Raw genomic sequence first — 15,573 nt, 5'->3', positions numbered from 1 at the left:
CCCTTCTGTTATTTACTCTACTTATTTTACACTAATATTTTAAAGGATTTTTCTGTGTCTAATCGCCCACCTCGCTGGCTTATTGCCTTAATCGTGCTGATTAGTTTGCCATTATTACTCCCTTTTTTATATGTTATTGAGCGAGCAGCAAATGTCGGATTGGCTCGCAGCATTGAATTACTTTGGCGTCCAAGAATGTGGGAATTGCTCAGTAATACCTTACTTTTAATGGTATTTGTCACGCTTTTTGCCATTGTCCTCGGCACGGCATGTGCTTTTTTATTGGAACGTTATCGCTTCTGGGGAAAAGGCTTTTTCCAAGTCGCCATGACGCTCCCCCTTTGTATCCCCGCTTTTGTGAGTTGTTTTACTTGGATCAGTCTCACTTTTAAAGTGGAAGGCTTTTGGGGAACGATTGGGATTATGACGCTAAGTTCTTTCCCGCTTGCCTATCTTCCCGTCGCTGCTACCTTAAAAAGACTTGACCGCTCTTTAGAAGAAGTGAGCCTTTCATTGGCTAAAAGCCATGCTTACACATTTTGGCATGCGATTTTTCCACAACTCAAACCCGCCATCGGTAGCAGCATATTATTAATTGCGCTTCATATGTTGGTAGAGTTTGGGGCAGTTTCTATTTTAAATTATCAAACCTTCACCACAGCTATTTTCCAAGAATATGAAATGGCCTTTAATAACAACACCGCTGCCTTACTTTCTGGTGTGTTAATGGTGATCTGTATCCTTGTTGTGATGGGTGAAATTCGTTTTAGAGGCACACAAACGCTCTATCAAAGCGGCAAAGGTGTAATACGTCCCTATCCGTTGAAAACGCTATCCGTAGGAAAACAAATTTTAATCGTGGGCTTCTTTACAACCATTTTTATGCTCAGTATTGGTGTGCCGATTACTATGCTGATTTATTGGCTAAAAGTAGGAAGCTCTATTAAAAGTGCGGTCGATTTTGGAGAATTTTTTACCGCCTTCACAAATTCATTGACCATATCTATCCTTGGTGCAGCACTTACCGTTATCTGTGCTTTGCCGTTGGTATGGGCCGCAGTACGCTATCGCAGTAAATTAACAATTTGGCTTGATCGAATCCCTTATCTACTTCATGCTGTGCCAGGGCTTGTTATCGCATTATCGTTAGTTTTCTTTACCATCAACTATGCGTATTCCCTTTATCAAACCTTTGCCATGGTTATCGTCGCCTACTTTATGCTTTATCTTCCAATGGCACAAACGACCTTGCGTAGCTCACTTGAACAAATGTCTAGCAACATTGAAAAGGTAGGACAAAGTTTAGGCCGTAGCAACTTTTATATTTTCCGTACCTTAGTTATTCCAGCCATGTTGCCAGGGATTGCAGCCGCCTTTGCTTTAGTGTTCTTAAACTTAATGAAAGAACTCACCGCGACCCTATTGCTGACCCCAAATGATATTAAAACGCTTTCAACTGCGGTGTGGGAATATACGTCCGATGCGCAATATGCGGCCGCTACCCCTTATGCCATTATGTTAGTGCTATTTTCAGGGATTCCTGTATTTTTACTGAAACGATACGGTTTTAAATAACGAAAGATAAAAATGACAATATTACTCGATATTAAAAATTTAAATAAATCCTTTAATGGGCACCAGGTTCTACATAACATCTCTCTACAATTAAAGAAAGGTGAAATTCTCTTTCTTCTTGGTGCATCTGGTTGTGGGAAGACAACCTTATTGCGTAGCATTGCTGGTTTTGAACAACCTACAAGTGGGGAGATTTGGTTAAAGAATCAACCTATTTTTAAAGAAAATCTCAATGTGCCAACTCAGCAACGCAAATTAGGCTATGTGGTACAAGAAGGCGTATTATTCCCTCATTTAAATGTTTACCGCAATATTGCTTATGGCTTAGGCGATGGTAAAGGGAAAACTGAAGAGGAAAAACAACGCATACAGGAAGTGATGAAACTGACGGGCATTAGCAGTTTAGCTGACCGTTTCCCTCATCAGCTTTCTGGTGGTCAACAGCAACGTGTTGCACTTGCTCGAGCTCTTGCACCAAGCCCTGAGTTAATCCTGTTTGATGAGCCATTTAGTGCATTAGATGAACATCTAAGAAATCAAATTCGTTACGATATGTTGCAAGTATTAAGAGAAAGTGGTTCCGCTGCCGTATTCGTGACCCATGATCGTGATGAAGCGCTATGCCATGCGGATAAAATTGCAGTGATTCAAGAAGGGAAAATTCTCCAGATTGCGACACCTAAAACGCTCTATTGGTCACCTCAGTATTTGTCTATTGCTAAATTTATTGGGGAAAACATTATTCTTCCTGCAATATTAAAAAACGAAGGCATCGCGACCTGTCAATTAGGTGAAATTGCCATCGAAAATAAAGGAAATAGCCATACGCAAGGTAAAGTTCTATTTCGCCCAGAGCAATTCTCTCTTGCGAAAAAAATCCAAGATCCGAGCGCTTCTTTTAACGGTGAGATTAAACGGATTGAATCAAGAGGACGAGCTATCAATATTTGTATTGATGTTAGCGGTTATGAATTGAATATCAATGAAGAGCTCATTAACGAATATCATACTGGCGAACAAGTCACGCTGTATTTATATGGGAAAGGCGTGTTCTATAATGACTAAAAAAGGCGGAACACATTGTTCCGCCTTTTTATATGATTTAATGACCAAGTGATTTTCGCATTTTGATGTTGAGCATTTCAACTACTGCTGAGAAGCCCATTGCAAAGTAAATGTAGCCTTTTGGAATATGAATATCCAAACTTTCAGCCATTAAACTTACGCCAACCAAAATTAAGAAGGCTAAGGCTAAAATCTTTAATGTTGGATGGGTATCAACAAAATCACCAATTGGTTTGGCCGCAAACATCATTACACCTACTGCAATCATAATTGCCAATATCATCACTGGAAGGTGATTTGCCATCCCTACAGCTGTGATGACAGAGTCTAAAGAAAATACGATATCTAAAATCGCAATTTGGATTAATACCCCCAAATAACTGACTTTCTTCTTGTTATTCTCTTCTTCATGATGTGCTTCAGGATGCATCGCTTCTTTGATTTCACCTGTACTTTTCACAATCAGGAATAAGCCCCCAACGAATAAAATCAAATCACGGCCTGAAATTTCCTGACCAACTAAAGTGAATAGAGGCTCCGTTAATTTCATCATCCAAGAAAGGGAAACAAGAAGTAAAATACGGGTAATCATCGCTAATCCAAGACCGATAATGCGACCAGATTGGCGTTGATTCGCCGGTAAACGTCCCACTAAAATACTAATAAAAATAATGTTATCGATACCCAAGACGATTTCAAGTGCGGTCAAAGTAAGCAATGAAATCCATGCTTCAGGATCAACAAGCCATTCAAACATAATATGTTCCTATAATAAAATCCGAAAGGTTGGATCATAGACAGTTCGCATAGAAAATCAAGGTTTTTCCTAACTTTTTAAGGTCTCGAAAATCTTTTCTGCTAACGCTTTAGAAATACCGGGTACAGAGGCGATCTCATCCAACGTGGCATTTTTCACACCTTGCAATCCCCCTAAATATTTCAGCAAGGCTTGACGTCGTTTAGCGCCCACCCCTTCAATGGTTTCCAATCCACTTTGGGTAAAGGCTTTTTGGCGTTTTTGACGATGACCGCTAATCGCATGATTATGGCTTTCATCTCGAATATGTTGGATTAAATGCAGCGCAAGACTATCATCCGGCAAATGGATTTCACGATCTTGTTTGCTGATAATCAACACCTCTTGTCCTGCTCGACGATCCACTCCTTTTGCCACACCAATTAAGTGCGGTCGATTTTTATCCCATTTTACGTTGAGGTGATGAAAAACCGCTAAGGCACGATTAAGCTGCCCTTTACCACCATCAATAAAAATAATATCGGGGATTTTATCTTCCTCAAGATCGCGGTCGTAACGTTTCTTTAAGGCTTGCTCCATCGCGGCATAATCATCGCCACCAGTAATGCCTTCAATATTAAAACGGCGATAATCTGATTTCAGTGGGCCTTCTTGATTAAATACCACGCAAGATGCGACGGTTTGATTCCCCATCGTATGACTAATATCAAAACATTCCATACGTTTAATTTCAGGCATATCGAGCAATTCACAAAGCGCCTGATAACGTTCATGCATTCTGGAAGATTGTTTAAGTTGAGTCGCTAAAGCCGCTTTGGCATTAATTTGTGCGAGTTGTAGATATTTACCTTTATCACCTTTAGCGGATTCTTGTATCACCACTTTTCGGCCAGCTTGTTCAGTTAATAAGGCCTCAAGCTCCGCTTTTTCATCTAATTTATGATCCACAATAATACTATTAGGAATACTTCTGCCCTGATGACCTTGTAAATAAAACTGCCCAACAAAAGTGGCTGTTAATTCAGATAAATCTGTATTAGCGGGTACTTTCGGAAAATAGCTGCGATTGCCTAATACTTTACCTTGACGAATAAACATCACTTGAACACAAGCTAAACCATGTTGATACGCAATAGACATAATATCCATATCGTCCAAACGTTCATTGGAAACAAATTGTTTTTCGATAACCGCACGAACCGCTTGAATTTGATCACGATAACGTGCAGCTCCTTCAAAATCTAAATCTCGGCTCGCCTGCTCCATTTTACCAATGAGATAATCTAATACTTGCTGATCTTTTCCTTGCAAAAATAATCGTGCTAATTCTACTTGTTGGTTATATTCTTCATCGCTCACATAACCTGCCACACAAGGTGCAGAACAACGCCCGATTTGATATTGCAAACAAGGGCGGGAACGATTGTTATAAACCGAATTTTCACATTGACGAACAGGGAATAATTTTTGCATTAACGACAAGGTTTCACGCACGGCACCCGCATGAGGATAAGGTCCGAAATACTCGCCTGCAATTTTTTTCGTTCCACGATAAGAAGTTATACGAGGATGACGTTCTTTCGTCAATAAAATAAAAGGATAGGATTTATCATCTCGCAATAATACGTTATAACGAGGTTGATAAAGCTTAATGAAATTATGCTCAAGCAATAATGCTTCTGTTTCTGAAGAGGTAATCGTCGTATCAATATGATGAATTGACGACACCAAGGCTTCTGTTTTTTTGCTGCTTAAGTTTTTTCGGAAATAGCTGGAAAGGCGCTTTTTAAGATCTTTCGCTTTACCCACATAAATAACCTGATCTTTATCGTCATACATACGATACACACCAGGTTTATGAGAAACATCGGAGAGAAACTTTTTGGAATCAAACATGAATAAGATTTTTGAAATAAGATGAATCCATAACCTCAAGAAAATTCACTATAAATTATACTGAGTTTAACAATTCAACACTGAAAGAATATTGTAAGAACAACCAATTCAATCTCTACAAGAAAGAGTCAATTTATCATTTCATGACATATGACTCCATAATAGTTAATGTTATTATTGCTAGAAAATTGCTTCTAATCGTACAAATGCACCAAGATGATGATTACGATCCTGACTTCGGTCATTATAGTAATTTAGTTCAGGTTGAATAAACAGCCATTTTCGCCAAATTGGCTGACGCCAGCTTATAAATGGTCCGTATTGGTTTATATCAAATTTATTATGATCTAAATCACCACCGATAAAAATACCGTAACTTAAGCGTTTATCATTTGCAAAATCATGCTGTTGATAAATACTATTTCCCCATGAAATATCTTCGTCGATGTCATGCTCATATTGCAGGTATAAGTTGTCGCCGATAAATGTGTTTACTGAACGGCTATAAGTTGTTTCAAAATTAGTACGAACGTAATGTTTACTATTGCTGCCATAACGGTAAATTTGTTCTAGCCTAGTCGCAAGATCATCATTGATCTGCCATCCTTTTTCACCTTTAAAGCGAACATAAACATCCGCTCCTGAGCGAATACCAAGATCCAGATGAGTATCAATACCTAATTTTTTAATACCATCAGACCAGCGTAAACCAATAGAAGCATTATCGTTACGTGCCTGACTACGATTGTAACTTTTATTGTCGTCTAATGGTTTTTTATACACATTGCCGACATGGTTTTTATCACTAGCCTGGTTTTCCAAATCTTCATCCCCAAATACTAAACTTAGTCGTTTTTTCAAACTCGGTAAACGAATTTTACCACGAACCCGCGGTTTAAATGAAAAATGGTCATAATGATTCCATTGGCTATCCATCATTACACGTAATCTTGCCCTTGCGGGATGATCCACATCAGGATCACTTATCCAGCTATCAATATTTTGTGCCCAACTATTTAAGGTTGTTTTAACATTAATATGTTGTTTATCAACCCAAGTATTTTCCCGTTCTTCTGCTTGAGCAAGTTGGGGTATCTGAGTCATACAGAGACATGTCATCAATAAGTTAAATTTTTTCATATTCTTGTTATCTCTCTTCAATATAGTTCATATCATATAGCAGACATTTTTTCAGCGAAAAATTTATTTAAATAGCATCTGATTTATTCAAAGTACATCAAGTGATAGATTTTAGAAGAGTCCTTACTTTTTCTAAATCTTCTACTGTATCCACACCAACAGCCGGGACTTCTTTTGCCAATTCTACGTGAATACGCTCACCGTACCACAATACACGGAGTTGCTCTAATTTCTCTAAGTTTTCTAACTGCGTTGGTGCCCATTGCACATATTGTTTAATAAAGCCTGCACGATAAGCATAAATACCAATATGACGAAGATACGCATCAGCCAATTGCGCCTTGGAGGTATCCGCTAATTGCATAAATTGATCACGATCGTAAGGAATCACTGAACGGGAAAAATATAAAACGTAGCCATCTTTATCCGTAACAACTTTCACCGCATTTGGGTTAAATAACTCTTCCGCTTCGTGAATTTTCACTGCAAGCGTCGCCATATTCACATTAAATTTCGCTAAATTCTCTGCCACTTGACTCACAATAACGGGAGGAATTAGCGGCTCATCCCCTTGGATGTTTACAATAATTTCATCATCAGCAATACCAAGCTTACTCACTACTTCCGCTAAACGCTCAGTACCAGAATTATGTGCTTCTGATGTCATACACACTTCTGCCCCAAAAGCTTTTGCTGCCTTTTCAACTTGTTCGTTATCTGTCGCAATAATGACTCGGCTCGCGCCTGATTGTTGAGCTTTCTCAAAAACATGTTGAATCATGGGTTTACCGGCAATATCAGCTAAAGGTTTACCTGGTAAGCGACTCGATGCAAAACGAGCAGGGATAATAACTGTAAATGACATAATCATTCCTTATTCTTTCAGTGTTTCGGCTTTTTCTGCCAACAAAACCGGCACGCCGTTTTCAATAGGATACGCCACTTGCTCAAAAGGGCAAATGAGCCGTTGATTTTCTTGATCGTATTTCAATCTTGCCAAACATCGCGGGCAAGCGATCACGTCTAATAATCGAGGATTGAGTTTTTCACGCATATTTCACTCGAGTAAAGTTAAACCAAATGACGGATTTTTTCCCACAATTGTGGAAGTTTTTGGCCTTGATTTTCAGCCTCCACAATCTCCGCATCAACAGGAATATACCACCAATTCTCTTTAGCAAAAGCTTGGCATTTTACGGCATCCTTTTCGGTCATAAAGAGCGGTTGATTTTCTGCGAGTTTTTCTAAAAATTGTGGCTCGAAATGCTGGTGATCTTGAAAAGCTTTCGTATTTTCTAAACGAATATTTAAATTTTCCAACATCGTGAAAAAACGCTGTGGGTTACCAATTCCCGCGATAGCTGAACCTTGGGTAAACTCACTTAACAAGCGTTTTTCTGCCGTCACTAAATTAATGGCATAATGAGGAACTAATTGCATAATGGCATCAGAATAAGCATTTTTTCCGCCATTAGTAATCACAAAGTCCACATTTTTTAAACGACTTGGCAATTCACGCAAAGGTCCTGCAGGTAGCACAAAGCCGTTCCCTAAAGCGCGTTCTGCATCCATCACCACTATTTCAATATCACGTTGCAACTTATAATGTTGTAATCCATCATCGGAAATAATCAGATCGCAATCCAGTGTTTTCAAAAGTAATTCAATAGCTTGTTGACGATTTGGTGAAATCACCACAGGCACACCTGTTCTTTTGGCGATTAAAACAGGTTCATCGCCCCCTTGAATGGGGTCAGTTTCTGGTGTGACAAGTAAAGGATAGGTTTTGGATTGGCTACCATAGCCACGAGAAATCACGCCTATACGTAATCCTTGTTGTTGTAACGTTTCAGCTAACCAGACAACGACAGGGGTTTTACCATTTCCACCGACAGAAAGATTGCCGACAATAATGACCGGTTTCGGAGATTTATAAGAGGATAAGATATTCAGGGAAAATAATGCCCGGCGAATTTGGCTAATCAACCAAAATAGCAGTGAAAAAGGAAGGAGCAACCAAGCTAGCTTTGAATTAGAGTACCAAAAAGGCATTTCATTTATCCTATATTGATTTTGGGCGAACACATTGGCTCGCCCTTATTATTTTATCCGCTAAACTGCATACTGTGTAATTGTTTATACGCACCATCAAGCTCTAATAAATCTTGATGCGTACCACGTTCTTTAATTTCACCGTGTTCAATAACTAAGATTTCATCGGCATTTTCAATGGTTGATAAACGATGCGCAATAACCAATACCGTACGATCTTTTTTCAGTTCTTCTAATGCAGACTGAATCGCACGTTCAGATTCGGTATCGAGAGCAGAAGTCGCTTCATCTAAAATTAAAACAGGTGAATTACGTAATAGCGCACGAGCAATGGCTAAACGCTGACGTTGACCACCAGAAAGACTTGCGCCATTCTCACCAATAACGGTATCAAAACCTTGTGGAAGTTTCTCGATAAACTCTAGGGCATAAGCCGCTTTTGCTGCTTCGATAATTTGCTCACGGCTGTATTTATCTTCTGCCGCATAGGCAATATTATTGGCAATCGTATCATTAAATAAATGCACTTGTTGAGAAACAACAGAACAATTCTCACGTAAATTAGATAAACGATAATCTTGAATCCTCACGCCATCTAATAAAATTTCACCTTCATCAATATCGTAGAAGCGTGTGACTAAATTAGCAATGGTTGATTTACCCGAACCTGAACGCCCCACTAATGCCACAGTTTTGCCGGCAGGAACATTAAAAGAGATATTATTTAAAGCTTTCTCTTCCTTACTCTCATAAGCAAAACTTACGTTTTTAAATTCTAAATCACCTTTTGCGGGTTCGGCTTTATATGTACCATTATCTTTCTCTGTTTCCAAATTTAAGATCGCAAATAATGTCTGACAAGCCGCCATACCGCGTTGGAATTGTGAGTTCACATTCGTCAAAGATTTTAACGGACGCATCATCGCTAACATGGAAGAGAAGACGACTGTAAAAGAACCTGCAGTTAAATTATCATCCGCAATTAATGGTGTGGTTGCCAAATAAAGCACGGCGGCTAACGCCAAAGAAGCAATCACTTGCACAACAGGATCAGAAATCGCATCGGCCGTCACCATTTTCATGCCTTTACGACGCATATCGTTACTCACTTTATCGAAACGTTCTTCTTCCACTAATTGCCCACCAAAAGAAAGCACCACTTTATGCCCTTTTAGCATTTGTTCCGTCGCAGAGGTTAATTCCCCCATAGAATCTTGCATGTTTTTACTAAGCTTACGGAAGATCTTCGATACAACGCGAATAAGCACCGCAATAATTGGTCCAATGACAAAAAGAACCAAAGTCAGTTCCCAACTAGTGTAGAACATCACGACGAGCAATGAAATTAAATAGGCACCCTCACGTACAATGGTCACTAATGAATTAGAGGAAGAATTAGCAATCATTTCTGAATCGTAAGTAATACGAGAAAGCAATTTTCCTGTTGAATTACGATCAAAGAAACTTACCGGCATAAACATCAAATGTTTAAACAAACGGCGGCGCATAATCATCACCACTTTACCAGATACCCACGCCAGGCAATAAGTAGAGACAAAGTTGGTCACCCCACGCAATATAATCATACCAACCACAACAAATGCCATCATTTTCAAGAAAGAATGATCTGCTTTCCCAAAACCATCATCGAGCAACGGTTTAAGCATATAAATCAGGCCAGAATCAGCTAATGCATTAAAAACGAGAGCGACGGCAGCGACAAATAAACCTGATTTAAAAGGTGAAATCATCGGCCATAAACGCTTAAAAGTTTGCGAGGTTGAGAAATCTTTATCTTGCATAGTTTGTTCTTGCATCACATTATCTTAATAAAAATTGGCTGCATTGTACCTGTTATTTCGGGGATAATCCAATTACACGGACAAACCAAGGTGAAAAATCTCCTCTCGCCTTTTCAATTTCAATGCCCTTTTCAGTAAAATTTAACCTTATATGCCCTGAAATAGCGGTATTTTCGACCGCACTTTGATAACGATTTAATCGTTCAATGACTGTTGGATGAGGAAAATTCCACGCATTCCATCGTCCACTTGAAATTAAGGCCATATCCGGTTTTGTCTGTAACAGTAAAATCTCGCCTGTTGAAGTTTTACTACCATGATGTCCTACCTGTAACACATTAATTTTGCCTAAGTTTTCGGCAAAGACTCTTTCTGTTGCTACATCCGCATCACCGGTTAAAAGGATCTGATACTGTCCATCCGTTAGTAAAATTACGCAAGATTGGGGATTCTCCGCCCTATCTGTTATTTGTGTTGGTGAAAGAACTTTAAAATCAAGCCCTCGCCACTGCCATTGTTTCCCCTGAAGGCAAAAAGTGCGGTGCGTTTCGCCATAGTTTTTACGAGAAGGTGTAATCAGTTCAATCTCTGGATATGTGGCTAAAATCGCTTTAGCACCGCCTGAATGATCATTATCATCATGGCTTAAAATCAAGGTTTCAAGTTCAATGCCTTCCCGTTGAAGATAAGGTAATATCTCTAATTCCGCCATAGAAGAGCCACCTATTCCACTCTGCCAAGCAGGCCCTGTGTCATACAACACCCCTTTCCCCTCTTTCACAATTAAGGTTGCTAAACCTTGTCCAACATCTAACGTATCTAACTGCCATTTGGGTTTAGTGAAATAACGATAGCCAAGCGAACCAATACAAACACAAAAAATAAAAATGATGCCTAAAAGTGCTTTTCGATAATTGTCTGGCGGTAAAATTTTTGTGCTATTTAGTGTGAAAAATTGACTGGATTTTAACGGTGTATTTTTTGTTTGAGCTTGAGATGAAAAATACAATCTACCTAACATTCCGCTAAAAATAAGGCTTAAAAGTGCGGTCAAAATGAGGGATAAATTAATTGAAATCGGAACATGCGATCCTTGGAAAACACGGAGACATTGCGTTATCCCTTGAGCAATCACATTTGCAAGATGCCAAGAAGAAAATACACCATTGGTCAACACCGCAAAGAGAATCAATGGCACAAGTAAGAAACTATACAAGGGCACTGCGATTAAATTCGCTAAGAATCCATTTAATGCTAAGCCATTAAAAAAGAAAAGCTGAATGGGCGTGAATAAAATTAGCAGCCCTAACTGCAAATGAAACAAGCCTAAAATCCACCGCACTTTGTTAGATAATTTTTGATGTCGCCATTCAATGATTGATAAGGGAACATATCGATACCACACAATCAGGCAGGTAACAGCACCAATTGAAAGCCAAAAGCTCACCGAAAGCGGCATTAGCGGATCGCAAAACAACAAAAATGCCACGACTAAACACAGCATTTGCAACGGCGTGTAATATCGTCGCGAAAATTGAAGGATTGCAATAAAAAGCAATGCCATCATTGCACGAAAGGTCGGTAAACTAAATCCAGCTAAATAGGCATAACCTAAAGCAATCAACACACCAAAGCAAAACGGAAACCAGGACGAAATAAAGCGTGTAGGCAGTGCGAGTTGCAATAATCGAGCAAAGAAAAAACCTATACCCATTGCTAAACCGATATGGAGGCCTGAAATCGCAATCAAATGGGCCGTATTCGTTTGTTGATAAATTAGCCACGTTTTATTATCCAGCCAAGCCCGCTCACCAAATGCCAATGCGATAAGTAAACCTTGCAAAGAAAGTCCTTCCGTCTGCCTGAGACTATTCTGTAGAAAATATGTACGGTAAGAAAAATCCTCCCCAATTTTGACCGCACTTTTCACATTTCCTACGGCAATAATCCTCTTGGAAAAATACCATTGTTGTCGATCAAACCCACCGTGATTTAATCTCGCCGAAATAGGACGAAGCTTTACATCCGCCCGCCAAATTTCACCAAGTTGCGGTTTTTCTGGTGCTCTCCAATTAATAAAAAGCCGTTGTTCTTCCTTATCAAATAAAGACGTCGTAGCAACCAATGTTTGATAATCTTGCTGATGAAGAATTTCTGAGATATGGAGATCTAATGTGATTTTAGTTGGTAAACTGGAGATTTTTTCTGCTTGAGTCAATAACGATAAGGCTTGTGAATGCGTATAAGCTAAAGTAAGCAAAAATAAGATAGCATTTATGCAAAAATTTCTAACTGTAAAATAGCTAAACCAATGACAACAAAATACAATCATAACCAACATTAAAATTCCCACCTTTGCCTGCTGCCAAGTAAACAGAAAAAAATCTGGCACAATAAGCAAAGATAAAGCAGAGCAAATGAGCATAATGCACATTTGAAATAATGTAATTTTCATTTAGCGGTTATTTATAGCAAAACGTAAGACAACCTAACCTTCACCTTGCTGATAAGCAAATGAATATACTGTTTTTTGCGATCCTGATCGCAAATTTGAAACTTTGCAGCTAAATTTATTTGCTAAATAGATGAAGTTCTGCTATTTATATCGCCCTCAAAATAACAGGGGGCTGATCTCAACTATTTTTTAATGATGAGAACCCATCACAACAACAAGACAGGAAGTAGTAAAAATCTGTACCACAATTAGGAGTTATTATGTCTAAGGCGTCTCTAAGTTTGCTAGATTTAGCAGGTGTTAAACCCTATCAACTAAAGCCTGATGAAGAATACATGAATGAAGATCAAATTCTTCATTTCAGAAAAATTTTAACTGCATGGCACGAGCAAATTGTAGAAGAAGCATCAAGAACCGTTGCTCATATGCAAGATGAAGCATCAAACTTTCCTGATCCTGCCGACCGAGCTACGCAAGAAGAAGAATTCAGTCTGGAATTACGTAACCGCGATCGTGAACGAAAATTAATGAAGAAGATTGAATACACATTAAAAAAATTAGACACTGATGACTTCGGTTATTGTGATTCTTGCGGAGAAGAAATTGGCATTCGTCGCTTAGAAGCGCGTCCTACTGCTGATCTTTGTATTGATTGCAAAACTCTCGCTGAAATTCGAGAAAAACAAGTTGCTGGTTAATTTTTTCAAATATCCTGCGAAAAAAGTGCGGTCAAAAACAACCGCACTTTTCCTGTTTTTATCAAATGCGTATTTAACATAGAGAATGGAGTAAATTATTCTTACGTATATAAAAAATTTATTTGGTAAAAAAACTAAAAAAGAAACTGAAACCAATATAAATTCGTCTGCCCAAAAAACGGCGCAAAAAACCAAAAAATCAAACGTTTCAAAAATAGAGCGTTCACACCCAAAGATCGCCCCATCCTCTTCTCACCACAAAAAAAGCAACAACCAAGCGCATCGTCACGACAAACATAGCGTGAAAGCCTCTGATTTTGGCATTAATCCTCGTATGTTTAGCCGTAATGCCATTACCGTGGTAGAAAAATTGCAACGTCAAGGTTATGACGCTTATATCGTGGGTGGTTGTTTGCGTGATTTATTGTTGGGTAAACATCCAAAAGATTTTGATGTGGCAACGAATGCACGTCCCGACCAAATTCAAGCGGTATTCCAACGTCAATGCCGTTTAGTTGGTCGTCGTTTCCGTCTTGCGCATATTATGTTTGGACGCGATGTGATCGAAGTGGCCACATTCCGTGCTAACCATTCCGATGCACGCAGCGAAAATCAAGCCAAACAAAGTGATGAAGGGATGTTATTACGTGATAACGTGTATGGCACCATTGAACAAGATGCGGAGCGCCGTGACTTTACCGTAAACGCCCTTTACTACAATCCGCAAGATAATACGTTGCGTGATTACTTCAACGGAATTGATGACCTGAAAAACGGTAAATTACGTCTGATTGGCGATCCAGTGACCCGTTATCAAGAAGATCCTGTGCGTATGCTGCGCTCTGTTCGCTTTATGGCGAAATTGGATATGTTCTTGGAAAAACCAAGTGAACAGCCCATTCGTGAGCTTGCACCATTGCTGAAAAATATTCCACCGGCGCGTTTATTCGATGAAAGCTTAAAATTATTGCAGTCTGGCAATGGCGTAAAAACCTATAAATTACTTCGCCAATACGGCTTATTTGAACAGCTTTTCCCAAGCTTAACACCTTATTTCACCGAAAAAGAAGACAGCCTTGCGGAACGTATGATTTTAACTTCGTTAAATTCAACTGATGAACGTATTGCCGACAAATTACGCATTAATCCTGCCTTTTTATTTGCGGCATTCTTCTGGTATCCATTACGCGAAAAAGTGGATGTGCTAAAAAATGAAGGTGGTTTAAACAATCACGATGCTTATGCCCTTGCGGGAAATGAAGTACTTGATCAATTATGCCGATCATTAGCTGCACCTCGTCGTCACACCTCTGTCATTCGTGATATTTGGATGTTGCAATTACAATTGCTTAAACGCACCGGTTCTCACCCTGCTCGCACGATGGAACATCAAAAATTCCGTGCAGCCTTTGATTTATTGGCGATGCGTGCTGAAGTGGAAGGTGGTGAAACCGTTGAATTGGCAAAATGGTGGCATGAGTACCAACTGAGCAATCAAGAACAACGTCGCCAGTTGGTTCAAGAACAACAAAAATTGCATCCAGCGCCGAAGAAAAAATATTACCGCAGACGTAAACCTAAGGCGGCTAACTAATGGTTCAAGTGTATATCGCCCTTGGCAGCAATTTAAATACGCCGACAGAACAATTAAATTCGGCATTAGAGGCAATTTCTTCGCTGCCTAATACCGAATTAAAATCTGTCAGTGGATTTTATCAAAGCAAACCATTAGGCCCGCAGGATCAACCTGATTATGTGAATGCAGTGGCGATGATTGAAACCACTCGCCCACCTTTAGCCTTGCTCGATGAATTGCAACGTATCGAAAATGAACAAGGTCGCGTGCGTTTACGTCGTTGGGGTGAGCGTACACTGGATTTGGATATTCTGCTTTATGGTGATCAAATCATTCAAAATGAACGCTTAACGGTTCCTCATTACGATATGAAAAACCGAGAATTTGTGATTGTGCCGCTTAATGATATCGCGCAAGATTTGGTTTTACCGGAAGGCGAAAAAGTCGCAGATTTGGTGAAAGCGTTTGAAAATCATCAAATGCATAAAATCAAAAACAGCGAGAAAATTGACCGCGCTTAACTCAAAACAAAAGGGCTGATATTTACTATCAGCCCT

13 protein-coding genes are annotated in these 15,573 nt (G+C 39.3%); 5 read left to right on the top strand and 8 right to left on the bottom strand.

Annotation, left to right across the window (positions count from 1 at the left end):
- Window positions 1-54: 54 nt before the first annotated feature.
- Both EL215_RS06475 and EL215_RS06470 read left to right on the top strand, forming a co-directional pair.
- Window positions 55-1,575, top strand: a complete 1,521-nt coding sequence (locus tag EL215_RS06475) for an ABC transporter permease (RefSeq protein WP_126470981.1) — start codon at window positions 55-57, stop codon at window positions 1,573-1,575.
- Between the two features lie 12 nt (window positions 1,576-1,587).
- Window positions 1,588-2,640 (top strand): ABC transporter ATP-binding protein, encoded by a 1,053-nt coding sequence (locus EL215_RS06470; protein WP_126470979.1) that lies wholly within the window; start codon window positions 1,588-1,590, stop codon window positions 2,638-2,640.
- Window positions 2,641-2,677: 37 nt separating this feature from the next.
- Here EL215_RS06470 and EL215_RS06465 read toward each other — a convergent pair whose 3' ends face one another.
- The 8 genes from EL215_RS06465 to EL215_RS06430 form a co-directional block, all read right to left on the bottom strand.
- Window positions 2,678-3,397, bottom strand: a complete 720-nt coding sequence (locus tag EL215_RS06465; protein WP_126470977.1) for a TerC family protein — start codon at window positions 3,395-3,397, stop codon at window positions 2,678-2,680.
- Window positions 3,398-3,466: 69 nt separating this feature from the next.
- On the bottom strand, window positions 3,467-5,293 hold the full coding sequence (uvrC, locus tag EL215_RS06460; RefSeq protein WP_126470975.1) for an excinuclease ABC subunit UvrC: 1,827 nt from the start codon (window positions 5,291-5,293) through the stop codon (window positions 3,467-3,469).
- Between the two features lie 180 nt (window positions 5,294-5,473).
- Window positions 5,474-6,433, bottom strand: coding sequence for a hypothetical protein (locus tag EL215_RS06455; RefSeq protein WP_126470973.1), 960 nt, complete (start codon window positions 6,431-6,433; stop codon window positions 5,474-5,476).
- Window positions 6,434-6,530: 97 nt separating this feature from the next.
- A complete protein-coding gene (gene kdsB, locus EL215_RS06450) occupies window positions 6,531-7,298 on the bottom strand; it encodes a 3-deoxy-manno-octulosonate cytidylyltransferase (RefSeq protein ID WP_126470971.1) in 768 nt (255 codons plus the stop codon).
- 9 nt (window positions 7,299-7,307) lie between these two features.
- The gene (locus EL215_RS06445; protein WP_049372406.1) at window positions 7,308-7,487 is read right to left on the bottom strand and encodes a Trm112 family protein; all 180 of its coding nucleotides are present in this window, start codon (window positions 7,485-7,487) and stop codon (window positions 7,308-7,310) included.
- 17 nt (window positions 7,488-7,504) lie between these two features.
- Window positions 7,505-8,485 (bottom strand): tetraacyldisaccharide 4'-kinase, encoded by a 981-nt coding sequence (lpxK, locus tag EL215_RS06440; RefSeq protein WP_126470969.1) that lies wholly within the window; start codon window positions 8,483-8,485, stop codon window positions 7,505-7,507.
- Between the two features lie 53 nt (window positions 8,486-8,538).
- Window positions 8,539-10,302 (bottom strand): lipid A ABC transporter ATP-binding protein/permease MsbA, encoded by a 1,764-nt coding sequence (msbA, locus tag EL215_RS06435; protein ID WP_126470967.1) that lies wholly within the window; start codon window positions 10,300-10,302, stop codon window positions 8,539-8,541.
- Window positions 10,303-10,339: 37 nt separating this feature from the next.
- On the bottom strand, window positions 10,340-12,742 hold the full coding sequence (locus EL215_RS06430) for a DNA internalization-related competence protein ComEC/Rec2 (protein WP_164757060.1): 2,403 nt from the start codon (window positions 12,740-12,742) through the stop codon (window positions 10,340-10,342).
- A 260-nt stretch (window positions 12,743-13,002) separates the two neighbouring features.
- On the opposite strand from EL215_RS06430, the gene dksA reads away from it, so the two are divergent.
- The 3 genes from dksA to folK all read left to right on the top strand — a co-directional run bounded on the left by dksA (window position 13,003) and on the right by folK (window position 15,537).
- The gene (dksA, locus tag EL215_RS06425; RefSeq protein WP_049355915.1) at window positions 13,003-13,440 is read left to right on the top strand and encodes an RNA polymerase-binding protein DksA; all 438 of its coding nucleotides are present in this window, start codon (window positions 13,003-13,005) and stop codon (window positions 13,438-13,440) included.
- 301 nt (window positions 13,441-13,741) lie between these two features.
- Window positions 13,742-15,034 carry a polynucleotide adenylyltransferase PcnB gene (pcnB, locus tag EL215_RS06420; RefSeq protein WP_420026295.1) on the top strand — a complete coding sequence of 431 codons (1,293 nt, stop codon included), beginning with the start codon at window positions 13,742-13,744 and terminating at the stop codon, window positions 15,032-15,034.
- On the top strand, window positions 15,034-15,537 hold the full coding sequence (gene folK / locus EL215_RS06415) for a 2-amino-4-hydroxy-6-hydroxymethyldihydropteridine diphosphokinase (protein ID WP_126470963.1): 504 nt from the start codon (window positions 15,034-15,036) through the stop codon (window positions 15,535-15,537). Before pcnB ends, folK begins: the two co-directional genes overlap by 1 nt.
- Window positions 15,538-15,573: the final 36 nt, after the last annotated feature.

The organism is Haemophilus parainfluenzae (assembly GCF_900638025.1).
Taxonomy (GTDB): Bacteria; Pseudomonadota; Gammaproteobacteria; order Enterobacterales; family Pasteurellaceae; genus Haemophilus_D; species Haemophilus_D parainfluenzae_J.
The sequence above is the reverse complement of the archived record's forward strand: the minus strand, read 5'-3'. Positions and strand labels throughout refer to the sequence as shown.